At 46.7% G+C, this 14,467-nt stretch carries 14 protein-coding genes; 12 read left to right on the top strand and 2 right to left on the bottom strand.

All coding sequences use genetic code 11. The features are described from left to right. The first annotated feature begins 5 nt into the window (after positions 1-5). The 11 genes from dxs (at position 6) to glgA (ending at position 12,065) form a co-directional block, all read left to right on the top strand. Positions 6-1,871: a 1-deoxy-D-xylulose-5-phosphate synthase gene (gene dxs, locus H8Z76_RS04780; RefSeq protein WP_186981802.1), complete on the top strand. Its 1,866-nt coding sequence runs from the start codon at positions 6-8 to the stop codon at positions 1,869-1,871. 79 nt (positions 1,872-1,950) lie between these two features. Beyond that, positions 1,951-2,751: a TlyA family RNA methyltransferase gene (locus H8Z76_RS04775; protein WP_022515053.1), complete on the top strand. Its 801-nt coding sequence runs from the start codon at positions 1,951-1,953 to the stop codon at positions 2,749-2,751. Between the two features lie 2 nt (positions 2,752-2,753). Further along, positions 2,754-3,614 (top strand): NAD(+)/NADH kinase, encoded by an 861-nt coding sequence (locus H8Z76_RS04770; protein WP_022515054.1) that lies wholly within the window; start codon positions 2,754-2,756, stop codon positions 3,612-3,614. A gap of 11 nt (positions 3,615-3,625) precedes the next feature. Further along, complete coding sequence (gene argR / locus H8Z76_RS04765) at positions 3,626-4,078, top strand: arginine repressor (protein ID WP_022515055.1); 453 nt, start codon at positions 3,626-3,628, stop codon at positions 4,076-4,078. 15 nt (positions 4,079-4,093) lie between these two features. Further along, positions 4,094-5,770, top strand: a complete 1,677-nt coding sequence (gene recN / locus H8Z76_RS04760) for a DNA repair protein RecN (protein WP_186981801.1) — start codon at positions 4,094-4,096, stop codon at positions 5,768-5,770. A 79-nt stretch (positions 5,771-5,849) separates the two neighbouring features. Next, a complete protein-coding gene (spoIVB, locus tag H8Z76_RS04755) occupies positions 5,850-7,070 on the top strand; it encodes a SpoIVB peptidase (RefSeq protein WP_186981800.1) in 1,221 nt (406 codons plus the stop codon). 20 nt (positions 7,071-7,090) lie between these two features. Beyond that, positions 7,091-7,708 carry a hypothetical protein gene (locus H8Z76_RS04750; RefSeq protein ID WP_186981799.1) on the top strand — a complete coding sequence of 206 codons (618 nt, stop codon included), beginning with the start codon at positions 7,091-7,093 and terminating at the stop codon, positions 7,706-7,708. A gap of 207 nt (positions 7,709-7,915) precedes the next feature. After that, the gene (ytvI, locus tag H8Z76_RS04745; RefSeq protein WP_186981798.1) at positions 7,916-9,067 is read left to right on the top strand and encodes a sporulation integral membrane protein YtvI; all 1,152 of its coding nucleotides are present in this window, start codon (positions 7,916-7,918) and stop codon (positions 9,065-9,067) included. Then, positions 9,051-9,467, top strand: coding sequence for a hypothetical protein (locus H8Z76_RS04740; RefSeq protein ID WP_022515060.1), 417 nt, complete (start codon positions 9,051-9,053; stop codon positions 9,465-9,467). Before ytvI ends, H8Z76_RS04740 begins: the two co-directional genes overlap by 17 nt. Before the next feature lie 251 nt (positions 9,468-9,718). Beyond that, positions 9,719-10,516 carry a sporulation transcription factor Spo0A gene (gene spo0A / locus H8Z76_RS04735; RefSeq protein WP_022515061.1) on the top strand — a complete coding sequence of 266 codons (798 nt, stop codon included), beginning with the start codon at positions 9,719-9,721 and terminating at the stop codon, positions 10,514-10,516. A 91-nt stretch (positions 10,517-10,607) separates the two neighbouring features. Next, on the top strand, positions 10,608-12,065 hold the full coding sequence (gene glgA, locus H8Z76_RS04730) for a glycogen synthase GlgA (RefSeq protein ID WP_186981797.1): 1,458 nt from the start codon (positions 10,608-10,610) through the stop codon (positions 12,063-12,065). Positions 12,066-12,081: 16 nt separating this feature from the next. Here glgA and H8Z76_RS04725 read toward each other — a convergent pair whose 3' ends face one another. Next, on the bottom strand, positions 12,082-12,987 hold the full coding sequence (locus H8Z76_RS04725) for a DUF5688 family protein (protein WP_186981796.1): 906 nt from the start codon (positions 12,985-12,987) through the stop codon (positions 12,082-12,084). A 189-nt stretch (positions 12,988-13,176) separates the two neighbouring features. Here H8Z76_RS04725 and H8Z76_RS04720 point away from each other — a divergent pair, with 189 nt between their 5' ends. Further along, positions 13,177-13,605: a hypothetical protein gene (locus H8Z76_RS04720; protein ID WP_186981795.1), complete on the top strand. Its 429-nt coding sequence runs from the start codon at positions 13,177-13,179 to the stop codon at positions 13,603-13,605. A gap of 47 nt (positions 13,606-13,652) precedes the next feature. Here H8Z76_RS04720 and codY read toward each other — a convergent pair whose 3' ends face one another. Next, entirely contained in the window at positions 13,653-14,429 is a 777-nt protein-coding gene (gene codY / locus H8Z76_RS04715; RefSeq protein WP_186981794.1) for a GTP-sensing pleiotropic transcriptional regulator CodY, read from the bottom strand. Between the last annotated feature and the right edge of the window lie 38 nt (positions 14,430-14,467).

Genomic DNA, 14,467 nt, shown 5'->3' with positions numbered 1-14,467 from the left:
GGCTTATGGTCTTGGAAAAAATAAATCAGGTAAATGACATAAAAAAACTGGAGCCGCAGGAGCTTCCGATCCTGGCAGATGAGATAAGAAATTTTCTGATCCGCAAGATCTCGGTTACCGGAGGACACCTGGCGTCGAATCTCGGCGTTGTGGAACTTACAATGGCAATGCATCTGGCGTTTGATCTGCCGAAGGACAAGATCATCTGGGATGTCGGTCATCAGTCGTATACGCACAAGCTTTTAACCGGGAGAAAAGAAGGATTTGACGGACTGCGCAAATATGGCGGGATGAGTGGTTTCCCAAAGCGCGCGGAGAGTGCCTGTGACTGTTTTGACACCGGTCACAGTTCGACTTCGATCTCGGCGGGACTTGGTTACGCAATGGCGCGGGAAATAAGCGGCGAGGATTATAAAGTGATATCGGTGATCGGAGACGGAGCGCTGACCGGCGGGATGGCGTACGAGGCACTGAACAATGCGTCTAAGCTCAAGTCAAATTTTATCATTGTGCTCAACGACAACAATATGTCCATTTCGGAGAATGTCGGAGGGATGTCAAAATATCTGAGCAGCATCCGGACGGCGAGTGCCTATCAGGATTTGAAAAACGGTGTCATTGATTCCTTGAGCAGGATACCGGTTTACGGAGAAAAGATCATACGGAATATCCATAAGACCAAGAGCAGCATCAAGCAGCTCGTGATACCGGGGATGTACTTTGAAAATATGGGGATCGTCTATCTCGGACCGGTGGACGGCCACGATATTTCCGCAATGATACGGACATTTCATGAAGCGTCCAAAATAGAAGGCGCGGTTCTGGTGCATGTGATCACCAAGAAGGGAAAGGGCTATGTTCCGGCGGAGCGCCATCCGGCGAGATTTCACGGGACAGAACCGTTTGATATTGAGACCGGACTTCCGTTAAAGCCGCGGGTAAAAGCCAATTATCAGGATATATTTTCCACGGTCATGCGAAAACTGGGTGACCGTGATCCCAAAGTGGTTGCGATCACGGCGGCGATGGCAGATGGTACCGGACTCAAGCGTTTCCGCAATATGTTTCCGGAGCGTTTTTTTGATGTCGGGATTGCGGAAGAACATGCGGTGACCTTTGCGGCAGGACTTGCGGCGGCGGGATTAAAGCCGATCGTTGCGGTCTATTCCTCGTTTTTACAGCGCGCATACGACCAGATCTTACATGATGTCTGTATACAGAATCTTCCGGTCGTATTTGCGATCGACCGCGCGGGGCTGGTCGGAAGTGACGGGGAGACACACCAGGGGATCTTTGATATTTCCTATCTGTCCGGAATGCCGAATATGACGCTCGCGGCACCGAAAAATAAGTGGGAATTGTCCGATATGATCAAATTTGCCGTAAAATTTGAGACTCCGATCGCGATCCGTTATCCGCGTGGAGAAGCCTATGATGGATTGAAGGAATTCCGTGCGCCGATCGTATTTGGAAAAAGTGAGATCATTTATGACGAGTGCGACATTGCCCTGATCGCCTATGGAAGTATGGTAAAGACAGCGGTTGAGGTGCGGGAGCGCTTAAAGGCGTTGGATTACCACTGCAGTCTGATCAACGCGAGATTTGCAAAACCTCTGGATGAGGAAATGCTGCGTCAGGCGGCAAAGGAACATAAGCTGATCGTGACTTTGGAAGAAAATGTGTTGAGCGGAGGATTTGGCGAGCATGTGACGGAATATCTGTCTGCCTGTCATGCAGGAGTGCCGGTTTTAAATATCGCGATATCGGATGAGTATGTCGAGCACGGCAATGTGGACATCTTAAGACAGGAAGTCGGAATAGACGCGGATTCGATTTATAAAAAGATCATTGCGGAATTTATTGGATTATAATAAAATTTAGCAAAATTTAATATGTAAAAATATTCATTTTGTATTAAAATATATTTATAAAAAGAGAAAAGTGGGATTTATGAAAGAGAGACTGGATGTATTATTGGTAAACAGAGGACTGGCCACCTCAAGGGAAAAGGCAAAAGCCATGATCATGGAGGGCAACGTATTTGTTGACGGTCAGCGAGAGGATAAGGCAGGGACGAATTTCGACACAGAGGCAAAGATCGAGATCCACGGCTCTACCTTGAAATATGTGAGCCGCGGCGGACTGAAGCTGGAAAAGGCAATGAACAATTTCGGTGTTACGCTGGATGGAAAAATCTGCATGGATATCGGCGCATCCACCGGTGGATTTACGGACTGCATGCTGCAGAACGGTGCAGTGAAAGTTTATGCGGTCGATGTCGGATACGGGCAGTTCGCGTGGAAATTGAGACAGGATCCGCGCGTGGTCTGTATGGAGAAGACAAACATACGTTATGTGACACCGGAAGATATTGCGGATCCGTTGGACTTTGCGTCAGTCGACGTCTCTTTTATCTCGCTGACCAAGGTACTTGGACCGGCACAGGCACTGCTAAAAGAGGACGGACAGATGGTCTGCCTGATCAAGCCGCAGTTTGAGGCTGGCCGGGAAAAGGTCGGCAAAAAAGGCGTGGTGCGTGATAAAAAAGTACATAAAGAAGTCATCGAGAAGGTGATCGATTTCGCGTGCGGTCTCGGATTTCATGTGTGGAATCTGGAATATTCTCCGATCAAAGGACCGGAAGGAAATATTGAGTATCTGGTACATCTTGAAAATGGCACAGACGGGGCAAAGGAGGAGTCCGTGGATATTGATGCCGTAGTGGAAGCGGCACATGCGGAACTTGCATAGTTATGAAAAATTTTTATGTCATCACCAATGCGGTAAAGGATGAGAAGTTAATACTGACCGAGAAGATCCGTGCGTATATTGAAAAAAAAGGCGGAAACTGCGGATATCAGGTGAGTGTCGCACCGGGGCGCGGAAACTGTCCGCTTTCGCTGAAGCAGATACCGGAGGATACGGAATGTATCCTGGTGATCGGCGGGGATGGAACCCTGATCCGTGCGGCGAGAGACACGGTTGCTTTAAAACTGCCGTTAGTCGGAGTCAATCACGGAAATCTCGGGTATCTCTGTGAACTTGAGGAAGACAATGTATATGACGCGATCGACCGGATGTTTGTCAATGATTATGTATTGGAACACCGTATGATGTTAAGCGGATATGTTGTCAAAGGCGGCACCAAATCCGGGGAGACGGTGGCGCTAAATGATATTGTCATCCATCGGAGCGGGGCACTCCAGATCGTCAATCTGGTGGTTTATGTCAATGGGGAATATCTGTCGGAGTTTATGGCGGATGGGATCATTGCGGCTACCGCAACCGGTTCCACTGCATATAATATGTCAGCGGGCGGCCCGATCGTGGATCCGCAGGCGAATCTGATCCTGATCACACCGATCAATTCCCACACGTTAAATTCCAAGAGTATTGTGTTAAGTGCCGATGATGAGATCGAGATCGAGATCGGACAAAGACGGAGTGAGAAGGATGAAAAAGTAGAAGTGAGTTTTGACGGGGATGACGCGGTGCATCTGGAAGTGGGAGACCGCATCGTGATCCACAGAGCAAAAACCAATACGCAGATTTTGAAACTGAGCAGGATAAGTTTTCTTGAGACACTCAGAAAGAAAATGCATACTTATGCCTGATGGAGGGATATATGAAAACAAGCAGACACGCAAAAATATTAGAACTGATTCAGAAAAATGATATTGAAACACAGGAAGAACTTTCCGCACAGCTGGAAAAAGAAGGCTATCATGTGACACAGGCGACCGTATCGAGAGATATCCGCGAACTGAAGCTGACCAAGGTGGCATTAAACAGCGGCAGACAGAAATATGTGGCACTCAATGAGACATCGGAGGATCTGACCGGAAAATATACCAGAGTGTTCCGGGAGGGCTTTGTCTCCATGGATATGGCGCAGAATATACTGATCGTTAAGACGGTATCCGGTATGGCAATGGCGGTGGCGGCAGCGCTCGATCATATGGACTGTCATGAGATCGTTGGAAGTATTGCCGGGGATGATACGATCATGTGCGCGGTACGGACGGTAGATGATACTGTTTCTTTGATGGGGAGACTCCGCAAACTGCTTGAGGAGTAAGAAGAAGGAGAGTATATGTTACGCAGCTTACATGTAAAAAATCTTGCGCTGATCGATGAGGCAGAAGTTGAATTCGGCGAAGGGTTAAACATTCTTTCCGGTGAGACGGGTGCCGGAAAATCCATTATTATCGGTTCAATCAACCTTGCACTTGGTGGAAAGGTGCAAAAAGAGATGCTGCGCGAAAATGCGGACGCGGCACTGGTGGAACTGATCTTTGAAGTGAAAGAGGAAAACATAAAAGCGGCGCTTGCGGCGATGGACGTTTCCGTGGAGGATGACATGCTCATCATGAGCAGAAAGATCACCGGAGGGCGCAGTGTCGCGAGGATCAACGGGGAGACGGTCCCGGCGTCAAAGGTGAAAGAGGCGGCGGCACTGCTTATTGATATTCACGGACAGCATGAGCATCAGTCGCTCCTGTCTAAGAAAAAACATCTTGAGATCCTGGATGATTACGCAAAGACCGAACTTCAGTTGCCGAAGGAAACGTTAAAAAAAGATTACCGGACATACCGGGCAATCGAGGAGGAACTGGAGCAGAATTCCATGGATGAGGAGCAGAGACTGCGGGAACTCTCATTTCTGGAGTATGAGTGGCAGGAGATCGATGAGGCGGATCTGACGGCAGGTGAAGATGAGACCTTAGAGAGTGAATATAAGAAATTCGCCAATGGCAAAAAGATCGTAGAGGCATTAAGTCATGCGTATGAATATACCAAGGGCGGTGCGGATGGCGCATCGGATCTGATCTCCCGCTCGTTAAGAGAATTGTCTGCGGTTTCGGATTTTGACCGGACCGTACAGGGATTTTCGGAAGAACTGCTTGAGATCGATAACCTGCTCAGTGATTTTAACCGGGAGATCTCGGATTATCTGCAGGAGGCGGATTTTGATGAGGAGCATTTCTTTGAGACAGAAAAACGTCTGGATCTCATCAATCACTTAAAGTCCAAATATGGCGATTCGGTAGAACAGATCCTGGAAGGACAGAAAAAGCGGGAAGAGAAGATCGAACAGTTAAAGGATCATGATGCTTATGTTGCAAAGCTGCGGGCAGAGCAGAAAAAGGCGCAGGAAGTATTTCAGGCAGACTGCGCGAAGGTATCAAAGATACGAAAGAAATATGCGAAGAAGCTGACCGAAGAAGTACAAAAAGCACTGATCGATCTGAATTTCCTAGATGTCCGTTTTACCATGGAATTCAAAGAAGCGGAGAATCCAAATGCAAACGGCATGGATGATGCGGAGTTTTTGATCTCCACCAATCCGGGAGAGCCGCTAAAACCGCTCTCAAAAGTTGCTTCCGGTGGGGAACTTTCGAGGATCATGCTCGCAATGAAAGCGGTACTTGCCAAAAACGATTCCATCGGTACGCTGATCTTTGATGAGATCGATGCCGGAATCAGCGGACGGACCGCGCAGATGGTATCGGAAAAAATGAATGTGATCGGAAAAAGCCACCAGGTTATCTGCATTACGCATCTGCCGCAGATCGCGGCGATGGCGGATGTGCATTTCCTGATCGAAAAATCCGTAGTCGGAGAAAACACCGTTTCAAGGATCCGCCCGCTGGAAAAAGAGGAGAGCGTTGTGGAATTGGCGCGGATGATCGGCGGCGTGGCAATTACAGACACGGTACTGAAAAGCGCGCGGGAAATGAAAGAGCTGGCATTGCATGAAAAAAAGTAAAATCCACATACTAAAAGAAGATATGAAGATTCATATCTTCTTTTTTTTGAGAAAATACAGCTGGATAGGATGTGGATTTATGCTTGCGAGAATACAAAAGGGAATACAAAAAATTGCGGAGGCAGGACTTTTCGCGCTGATTTTTTTTGCATGGTATTCACTGGAAAATGAAATTCCGGGTGAGATCAACGTGATCGCCGGAGAGGAAGGGCAGTTTAATTTCGATGTTCCGGTCACGTTTACCGTGGAGGATGAGGTACAGGATGTTTTTGACAATATGGCACCGGTGACAGAAGGGAATCCTTCGGAATATACCATGACCTGTAAACTTTTTGGTGTCATACCGGTAAAACAGGTAGACGTACATGTTGTGGAGGAAGAACAGGTAATTCCCGGCGGACTGCCGATCGGAATATATGTAAAGACAGATGGCATTCTTGTGATCGGAACCGGGAGCATATCCGGGGCGGATGGCATAAGCCATGAACCTGCTGCGGCGCTGTTAAAAAGCGGGGACTATATCTGTTCCGTCAATGGAGAAGCGGTTTCCGATAAAAAGGAGCTTACCAGACGGATCAATGACTGCGGGGCGGAGAAACTGGATCTTGGGATACGAAGAAAGGACGAGCAGATCGATGTCTTTGTGACACCGGTACTTTCGGAGGATGGTGCCTATAAGCTTGGGATCTGGGTGCGTGATGATCTTGCGGGCATCGGGACCATGACATATCTGACAGATGAGCTTTTCTATGGAGCGCTGGGACATGGGGTAAATGACGCGGATACCAGCTCTCTGCTGACGATGCGCGCAGGTTCTTTATATCAGACAGACATTGTGGACATTGTAAAAGGAGAGCACGGAACGCCGGGAGAACTGACCGGTGTCATCAATTACCGGAAGGAGTATTACCTTGGAAATATCGATAACAATTCGGAGGTAGGCATTCACGGAAAGTTAGATCAGATTCCGGTGCAGCTTGCGGATGTACCCGCGGTTCTGGTCGGACACAAACAGGAAATCGGGGTCGGAAGGGCGGATATCATTTGTGAACTGAATGGAAAGCGGAAAAATTATGAGATCGAGATCACCGAGGTAAATTACAGTGAAACCAAAGAAAAGCGGGAGATTGTTTTTGAGGTGACCGATCCGGAGCTTTTAGCGACCACCGGAGGAATCGTACAGGGGATGAGCGGGGCACCGATTTTGCAGAACGGGAAAGTGATCGGTGCGGTGACGCATGTATATATCAATAATCCAACAAAAGGATATGGTATTTTTATCGAGGAGATGTTAAAATAGAAAAATATGGGGGAACAGCCATGATAGACAAAATTGACGGGGGAAGCCCGTATGATTATCCGAAAATAACAAATAAACGGTCTGCCGGAATCCACGCCTATGACGCGGCCTGGCAGAATGCAATTTCGGAAAAGGAAAAGCAGGAGGATCCGGGCGTGATCCTGGATATCGGCGCAAACCGTGAAAAAAAGCAGCCGGAAAAGGAACAGCCGCAGAGCCAAAAAGACCGGACGGAGACATCCGGTGGTGGATTTACCTGGGAACAGTTAAAAGCATCGGTGCGTTCCATGATTTCCTTTTTGAAAGAGACCTGGCGGACTATCTGGGAAGATGCGCCGGCAGAAGAAAAAAAGGATCCGGTGGAAACAACGGATGACGCGGAACAGATCGCGGCGCAGAATGAAGCGTGGGCAGATGAACGGATCGAGGAAGCGGAAAAGCAGGTACAGATGCAGGCTGTTTTAAAGAGCCGGAATCTCGATTCACTGGCGGCAATCTTAAGCGAAAACGGGAAAAAACATCTTGCGAAAAATACGACCCTGCTCACCACTTATGACCGGCGGGGAAGGATCGTGGCTATCGATGAAGCGGAGCGTGAGCGGATCCTGCACGGAGATAAGAATTTTATTAAGCTCTGATGATTGACAGGGATAAAAATCCTGTGTTATGATGAAACAAATACGAGGGAGTAGTTCATAGTGTAAAGCTATTATGCATGTCGTCATCACGTTGCAAAACCGGGATGCATACTGAAATAAGAACGAGACTTTTATTGCATTTTTTTGATGCAGTAAAAGTCTCGCTTTTTATCTGAAAATAATGGATAAGACAAAATGGAGGGAATCATGAAAGAAATTTACAAAAAAGCACTTGTCAATGTACTGTTTACTGTTTTCGTGGCAGCGCTGTTAATCGTTTTAATTCCAAAGATCTGGATCTATTTTCTGCCGTTTCTCATTGCCTGGCTGATCGCCGCCTGTGCATGTCCGATCGTGCATTTTCTGGAAAAGAAGATCCGCCTGAAGCGGAAAATGGGATCGGTCCTTGTGATCATCGCGGTAATTGCCGCGATCGTACTTTTGTTTTACGGGCTCATTGCGACACTGCTGCATCAGCTGCTCGGATGGATGGAGAGTCTGCCGGATCTGATGGAACAGATCAGTGATGTGATGCAGGCGTTGACCGGTCAGCTTGCGCAGTGGGGAATCTTAGAGGATGCGAATCTTTCCAATATCACAGAAAAATTTGGGAATCAGATCGTTTCCGCAATATCCGGGCTTGCGGATGGAGGAAGCAAAGTCGCGTTTTCGGCGGTCAGCGGGCTGACCAAGCAGGTGCCCATGGTGATGATCGGTCTGTTTGTGTGCCTGATCTCATCGTACTTTTTTGTGGCGGAGAAAAATGAAAATGAAGCGTTTTTAAAACAGGTGATCCCGGAATCCATACAGAAAAACTTTAAAGTATTGACCGGGAGCTCAAAAAAAGCAGTTGGCGGATACATACGGGCGCAGGTGAAGATCGAGCTGTGGATCTATCTGGTGCTTGTGATCGGCCTGTTTATTCTCCGGGTGGACTATGTGCTCGTCGTGTCTTTCATCATTGCTTTTTTGGATTTCCTGCCGATTCTCGGGGCTGGTATTGTCATGATACCGTGGGCAGTGATCGCGTTTCTCTGCGCGGACTACCGGAGAGCAGTGGGACTTTTGATCGTCTGGGGAGCAACGCAGCTGCTGCGTCAGGTGATCCAGCCGAAATATGTCGGAGAATCGATCGGCATAAGACCGCTTCCGACGCTGATCCTGCTTTATTTTGGATACTGCATTGCCGGTATGGCAGGACTGATCCTTGCCATTCCGGTCGGATATGTTTTGTTAAATCTTTATCAGGCTGGCTTGTTTAATACCCCGATCGAGAGTGTGAAGATCCTGATCCGGGGATTTAATGATTATCGAAAAATTGATCAAGGAGAGAAAAAAGAAAATGAAAAAGATAATTGATACGCTGTATCGTTTTACACATGTATTAGAACTGATCATGGGACTGTTTGTGTTGGCGGCCATTCTCATGGAGGGGATCGCGGTCATTCAGGAATTTGGGATTTTCTGGACGGGAAGAATGGAACACGGCGCGTTTATGGAATTTTTGGAGCTGGTATTAAATCTCGTAGTGGGTGTGGAATTTTTAAAGATGCTGCTGCGTCCGAGCACCGATACGATCTTAGAGGTGCTCATGTTCGTGATCGCAAGACATATGGTCGTAAAAACGACGACATCTTTTGAGGATCTGCTCTCGGTACTCAGTGTGGCAGTACTGCTTCTGATCCGAAAATACGCCGGCGGACCGCTTTTTGCGGCAAAAAAAGATAAAGATCCGGTAAGAGAAGAAAAAAGCGAATAGGATATGCAAAAAAGCAGACAGAAATTAACGACAGGATTTGACAGATTTCGTCTGCTTATTTTGTATATTTTTTTAGTAAGGGGAACAGAATCGGCGCAGGCGGACAAAATGAACGAAAAACCCGAAAAATCCGACATATGATGTCGGAAATTGAGGAAACATTTTTGTTGAACAGCCAGTTTTGGGCGCTTATAATACAAATAGTTTCGTTTTATGAGATTTTATTATCTTAAACAGCAGGAGGGGCAAAGATGGAGAAACTAAAAATAGCAATCGCAGATGATAATGAGAGAATGGTACGATTACTTGGAAAAATTGTGGAGAGTGACGACGAATTAAATGTGGTCGGCACTGCGAAAGACGGGGAAGAAGCATATGAGATCATAAAGAACAAACAGCCGGATGTTGTCCTGCTTGACATTGTAATGCCAAAGCTGGACGGGCTCGGTGTAATGGATAAAGTGAACAAGGATACAACATTGAAAAAAAGACCGGCGTTTATCATGATCAGCGCGATCGGTCAGGAGAAGATCACGGAAGACGCGTTTGATCTCGGGGCGGACTATTTTATCATGAAGCCGTTTGATAATGAGATGGTGTTAAACCGCATCCGGCATATCAAAGACAAAAACCGGCATGGAACAGAGATAAAAAAAGTAAATGCCTATGAGAAAAAGGAGGAATATGTAGAGCGGAATCTGGAAGCGGATGTCACGAACATTATTCACGAGATCGGAGTTCCGGCGCACATCAAGGGATATCAGTATCTGCGCGAGGCCATCATTATGTCGGTCAATGATATTGAGATGCTGAATTCGATCACAAAGATCCTTTATCCGACGATCGCGAAGAAATATCAGACAACGCCGAGCCGCGTAGAGCGTGCGATCCGCCACGCGATCGAGGTCGCATGGAGCCGTGGAAAGATGGATACGATCGATGAACTGTTTGGCTATACGATCAATAACGGGAAGGGAAAACCGACAAATTCAGAATTTATCGCACTGATCGCCGATAAAATCAGATTAGAGTATAAAGTCCGGCAATAAACAGTGATTTGAATGGAAAACTGCTTTAAAAATAAAATGGAATCAGTTATAATATTTTTGAAAGAAAGATTCGGGAAGGACTGAGGCTTTTATGACGAAAATATTATTTGCTGCTTCCGAGGCAGTCCCGTTCATCAAGACCGGCGGACTTGCAGATGTCGTGGGTTCCCTGCCGAAATATCTGGACAAGGATAACTACGACGTGCGTGTGATCGTTCCGAGATACACCTGCATGGATGATAATTTAAAAAAGATCCTGCGTTTCCATTCACATTTTTATGTGTCACTGGGATGGCGCAGGCAGTATGCAGGGATTCTGACGGTACAGTATGAAAATGTGATCTACTATTTTGTAGATAATGAGTATTATTTTTCAGGAGACAGGCCTTATAACAATATCTACGAGGATGTGGAGAAATTCGCGTTCTTTTCGCGGGCGGTACTGGATGCGCTTCCGGTTATCAATTTCTGCCCGGATATCATACATTGCCATGACTGGCAGACCGGGCTGATACCGGTCTATCTGAAAAATCTGTATGATGATCAGCTTTTTTACAAGAATATAAAAACAATTTTCAGTATCCATAATATGAAATTCCAGGGGCGCTGGAAGTTAAATGCCGCAGTTGACACCACCGGACTTCCGGAGGAGCTTTTCCGCCCGGGGATCGGAGGACTCGAAGCGTATGGCGAGGTGAACTATTTAAAGGGAGGGATCCTTTTTTCCGATATCGTAACGACGGTAAGTCCGACCTACGCAAATGAGATCCAGACACCTGCAGGCGGAGAGGGGCTGGATGGACTGATGCGGATGCGGAGCGGTTCCCTCTATGGAATCTTAAACGGAATCGATTATGAACTTTATGATCCCGCAACAGATCCCCATATGGCAAAACATTTCGGGACACTGGACTTTGTGCCGGGAAAGAAAGCCAATAAGGCGGCGCTCCAGGAGATGCTTCATCTGCCAAAGCGCGAGGATGTTTTTTTGATCAGCATGGTTTCGCGGCTGACCAATCAAAAGGGCTTTGACTTGGTCGCGTATGATCTGGAGGAGATCCTTGGTAAAGATCCGGTTCAGATCGTGGTACTTGGCACCGGGGAGGAAAAATACGAAAAAATGCTGCGCTATTTTGCGAACCGCTACCCGGACAAACTTGTGGTGAGCACGGATTATGCAGAGGCGCTTGCGCATAAGATATATGCTTCCAGCGATGCCTTCTTAATGCCGTCGCTGTTTGAACCGTGTGGACTGAGCCAGCTCATGAGCATGCGCTATGGAACCGTTCCGATGGTACGGGAAACAGGCGGCTTGAAAGATACCGTGGAAGCATATAATGAATATGAAAATACCGGAAATGGATTTTCGTTCTGCAATTTTAACGCGCAGGAGATGGCGGACATGATACATTATGCGATGCATGTTTATTTTGATGACAGAACGCATTGGAATGAGATGGCAGTCCGCTGTATGGAGATGGATTACTCCTGGGCAAATTCCGCAAAAGAATATGGAAAGATTTATGAACAGTTATCCGGGATGAGATGATTGGAAGATGATCCTGTCACATACGGATGGATCCCGAACTTCTGGAAAAGTAATAGACATGATCTGAGAGGATTTCTTCCGGGCTTACCTGTGTGTCGTTTACTTCCTGTACCATCTGGGACAGCTCCTGATAAGAGGTATCAGAGGTGGCAGGGATCAGAATGACTTCATGGATACTGCTCGGCAGGATATAAAGATCACAGCAGAGTCTGTCAGCAAAGTGCTCAAGAAGATGTTCATAGAGGATGCAGCTTGCGCCGTTTAATTTGTTCTGGTTCGTCAGAACATACATCGGACAGATCGCGGCATCCTCTTTTTTTATATCCGGATCGGAGAGGGTGGAATGCGCCGGTGCCAGAAGCTCTTCCATCAGGTCATTCATGTTGCGGAGATCATAGGAGAGGAGCCTTGGCGTGTTTTCTTTTGCCGCATCAAAAAGCTGTGTCGGGGAAATGTTCCAGAAACGGAGATGATCTTTGCGGATCAGGATCGTGGCACTTCCGGAAGGGGAAGAGGATACCAGACAATAAAAGACGATGGCAAGATCGAGATAGCGGAAGTGAGGCAGATCAGCAAGCAGATGCCGGTTCCTTTCATAGTGGATGAGTTTGTAGGCAATATGTGGCCTGACGTTTGCGTAATTGGTGAAAAAAGAGGTGTCGATCTTTCCCCGGGGTTTGTTGGACTGATAGGTATGGAGAATTGTATCCAGAATAGAAGAAAATTCCACGCCGTTTTGATAGGTTTCATAGAAATAGTTCAGATAGATCGTCGGCGAAAGATTGGTGCCGCCTTCCATAATGGTGAGACCATCCAGCTGCACGTTGTTGTTTTTTACAACGGACTGAATGGAAAGAGATGCGAGCGGAATCCTGGCTTTCATACCGGCAAGGATCTGCTCCTTAAAAGTGTCATAGGTCATAGAAGTCCCCCTTTAAAATAATATTTTGCGGCCGCCGGCAGCAGCCTGCGGATATAATGTATCATATCTGTTTCGCGGAAACAATGAAGAAAGTATAAAAAAATTATGATATTATTTTAAATTGCCAATCACGGACAAGTATAGTATAGTAGAACAGACATCATTTATTAGACAGGGGTTGAGATTGAAATGTCAGAATATGTTTTATATGTGCTCGCAGGACTGATCGTGTTGCTGATCGCGTTCCTTTTACTGCGGCTGATCCTGCAGCTTGTATTTATACGCCAGTGCCCGGATTGCGGGAGAACGGTTTCTCTGATAAAAACAAAAGAATGTCCCAGATGCGGACATGATTTCAGGTCACAGAGTGATCCGAAATTCCGGCTTACCGTGGTACTTTTTGTGGCGGCGATCCTTGGGATCGGAGCGTTTGATGTGTATTCTTTCCAGACAAAGACGAAAGCGTATCAGGCAGACAATCCGTATATGAGCGTCTCGCATATTACAAGAGAGGCGTTGGATGAAGCCGAAACAGAAGAAATGCAAACGGAGGAAGTCCAGACCGAAGAAGCAGGAGCAATAGAAATGCCGCTTCCGGAGGCGGCTCCTGTCGAGTGATAAAAAAAGTGCCTGTCTGATTCCTCAGACAGGCGCTTTTGCTTTTTTTACTGTTTTTTTAACCGGATCTGTTTTAATTCATCAAATATGGCAGGATTTAAAATCTTGATATAGGTTCCTTTCATGCCGGAGGAACGGGATTCTATGATACCGGCACTTTCAAACTTGCGCAGCGCGTTGACGATCACGGAACGGGTAATCCCTACACGGTCAGCAATACGGCTTGCGACAAGAATACCTTCCTCGCCCTGCAGCTCATCAAAAATATGGATGATCGCTTCAAGCTCGGAAAAAGAGAGGGTATTGATCGCAGATTTTACATTCTGGATATTGCGTTCCTCATCTTCGTTTTCTTCAAAAACAGAACGCATCATTTCAAGTCCGACCACGGTCGAACCGTACTCACACAGAATGATATCGTCGATATCGTAAGGATTCTGGTTGCGGTAGATAAACAGCGTGCCGAATCTCTTTTCCGCGATATCGATCGGAACGATGACCGCAGAGTAGTTGTTGATGTTGGTCTCAAATCCAAGAGTCTCTAGATTGACATTTTCCTTTGTGGATAAGATGCCAAGAAGACGTTCGTTTAACAGAGGATCGATGAAACCGCCAATATCATCAACGATCAGCTCCTGGAGCTCATCGGTTCCCTTACACTGGCTGGTGCCCAGAATCTTTCCTTTTTTACTGATGACAAGAATATTGGAATCCAAAATATCGGTCATAACTTTACAGATGTCATTGAATACAACTTTGGAAGAGTTGTTATTATGCAGAAAACTATTGATCTTCCGCGTTTTATCAAGCAGTTGTATGCTCATAGTCAGCCTCCTTTTCCGACAAACACACTGTCGAATTC

The sequence above is a fragment of the Roseburia yibonii genome, from assembly GCF_014297335.1.
GTDB lineage: Bacteria > Bacillota > Clostridia > Lachnospirales > Lachnospiraceae > Roseburia_D > Roseburia_D yibonii.
This window is presented reverse-complemented; position numbering and strand designations above follow the sequence as displayed.

What these genes read in the sequence shown, in the direction of transcription:
- recN (WP_186981801.1), top strand. Translation starts at nt 4,094, where the DNA reads ATGTTACGCAGCTTACATGTAAAAAATCTTGCGCTGATCGATGAGGCA.
- codY (WP_186981794.1), bottom strand. Translation starts at nt 14,429, where the DNA reads ATGAGCATACAACTGCTTGATAAAACGCGGAAGATCAATAGTTTTCTG.
- spoIVB (WP_186981800.1), top strand. Translation starts at nt 5,850, where the DNA reads ATGCTTGCGAGAATACAAAAGGGAATACAAAAAATTGCGGAGGCAGGA.
- H8Z76_RS04770 (WP_022515054.1), top strand. Translation starts at nt 2,754, where the DNA reads ATGAAAAATTTTTATGTCATCACCAATGCGGTAAAGGATGAGAAGTTA.
- glgA (WP_186981797.1), top strand. Translation starts at nt 10,608, where the DNA reads ATGACGAAAATATTATTTGCTGCTTCCGAGGCAGTCCCGTTCATCAAG.
- H8Z76_RS04725 (WP_186981796.1), bottom strand. Translation starts at nt 12,987, where the DNA reads ATGACCTATGACACTTTTAAGGAGCAGATCCTTGCCGGTATGAAAGCC.
- spo0A (WP_022515061.1), top strand. Translation starts at nt 9,719, where the DNA reads ATGGAGAAACTAAAAATAGCAATCGCAGATGATAATGAGAGAATGGTA.
- dxs (WP_186981802.1), top strand. Translation starts at nt 6, where the DNA reads ATGGTCTTGGAAAAAATAAATCAGGTAAATGACATAAAAAAACTGGAG.
- H8Z76_RS04750 (WP_186981799.1), top strand. Translation starts at nt 7,091, where the DNA reads ATGATAGACAAAATTGACGGGGGAAGCCCGTATGATTATCCGAAAATA.
- argR (WP_022515055.1), top strand. Translation starts at nt 3,626, where the DNA reads ATGAAAACAAGCAGACACGCAAAAATATTAGAACTGATTCAGAAAAAT.
- ytvI (WP_186981798.1), top strand. Translation starts at nt 7,916, where the DNA reads ATGAAAGAAATTTACAAAAAAGCACTTGTCAATGTACTGTTTACTGTT.
- H8Z76_RS04740 (WP_022515060.1), top strand. Translation starts at nt 9,051, where the DNA reads ATGAAAAAGATAATTGATACGCTGTATCGTTTTACACATGTATTAGAA.
- H8Z76_RS04775 (WP_022515053.1), top strand. Translation starts at nt 1,951, where the DNA reads ATGAAAGAGAGACTGGATGTATTATTGGTAAACAGAGGACTGGCCACC.
- H8Z76_RS04720 (WP_186981795.1), top strand. Translation starts at nt 13,177, where the DNA reads ATGTCAGAATATGTTTTATATGTGCTCGCAGGACTGATCGTGTTGCTG.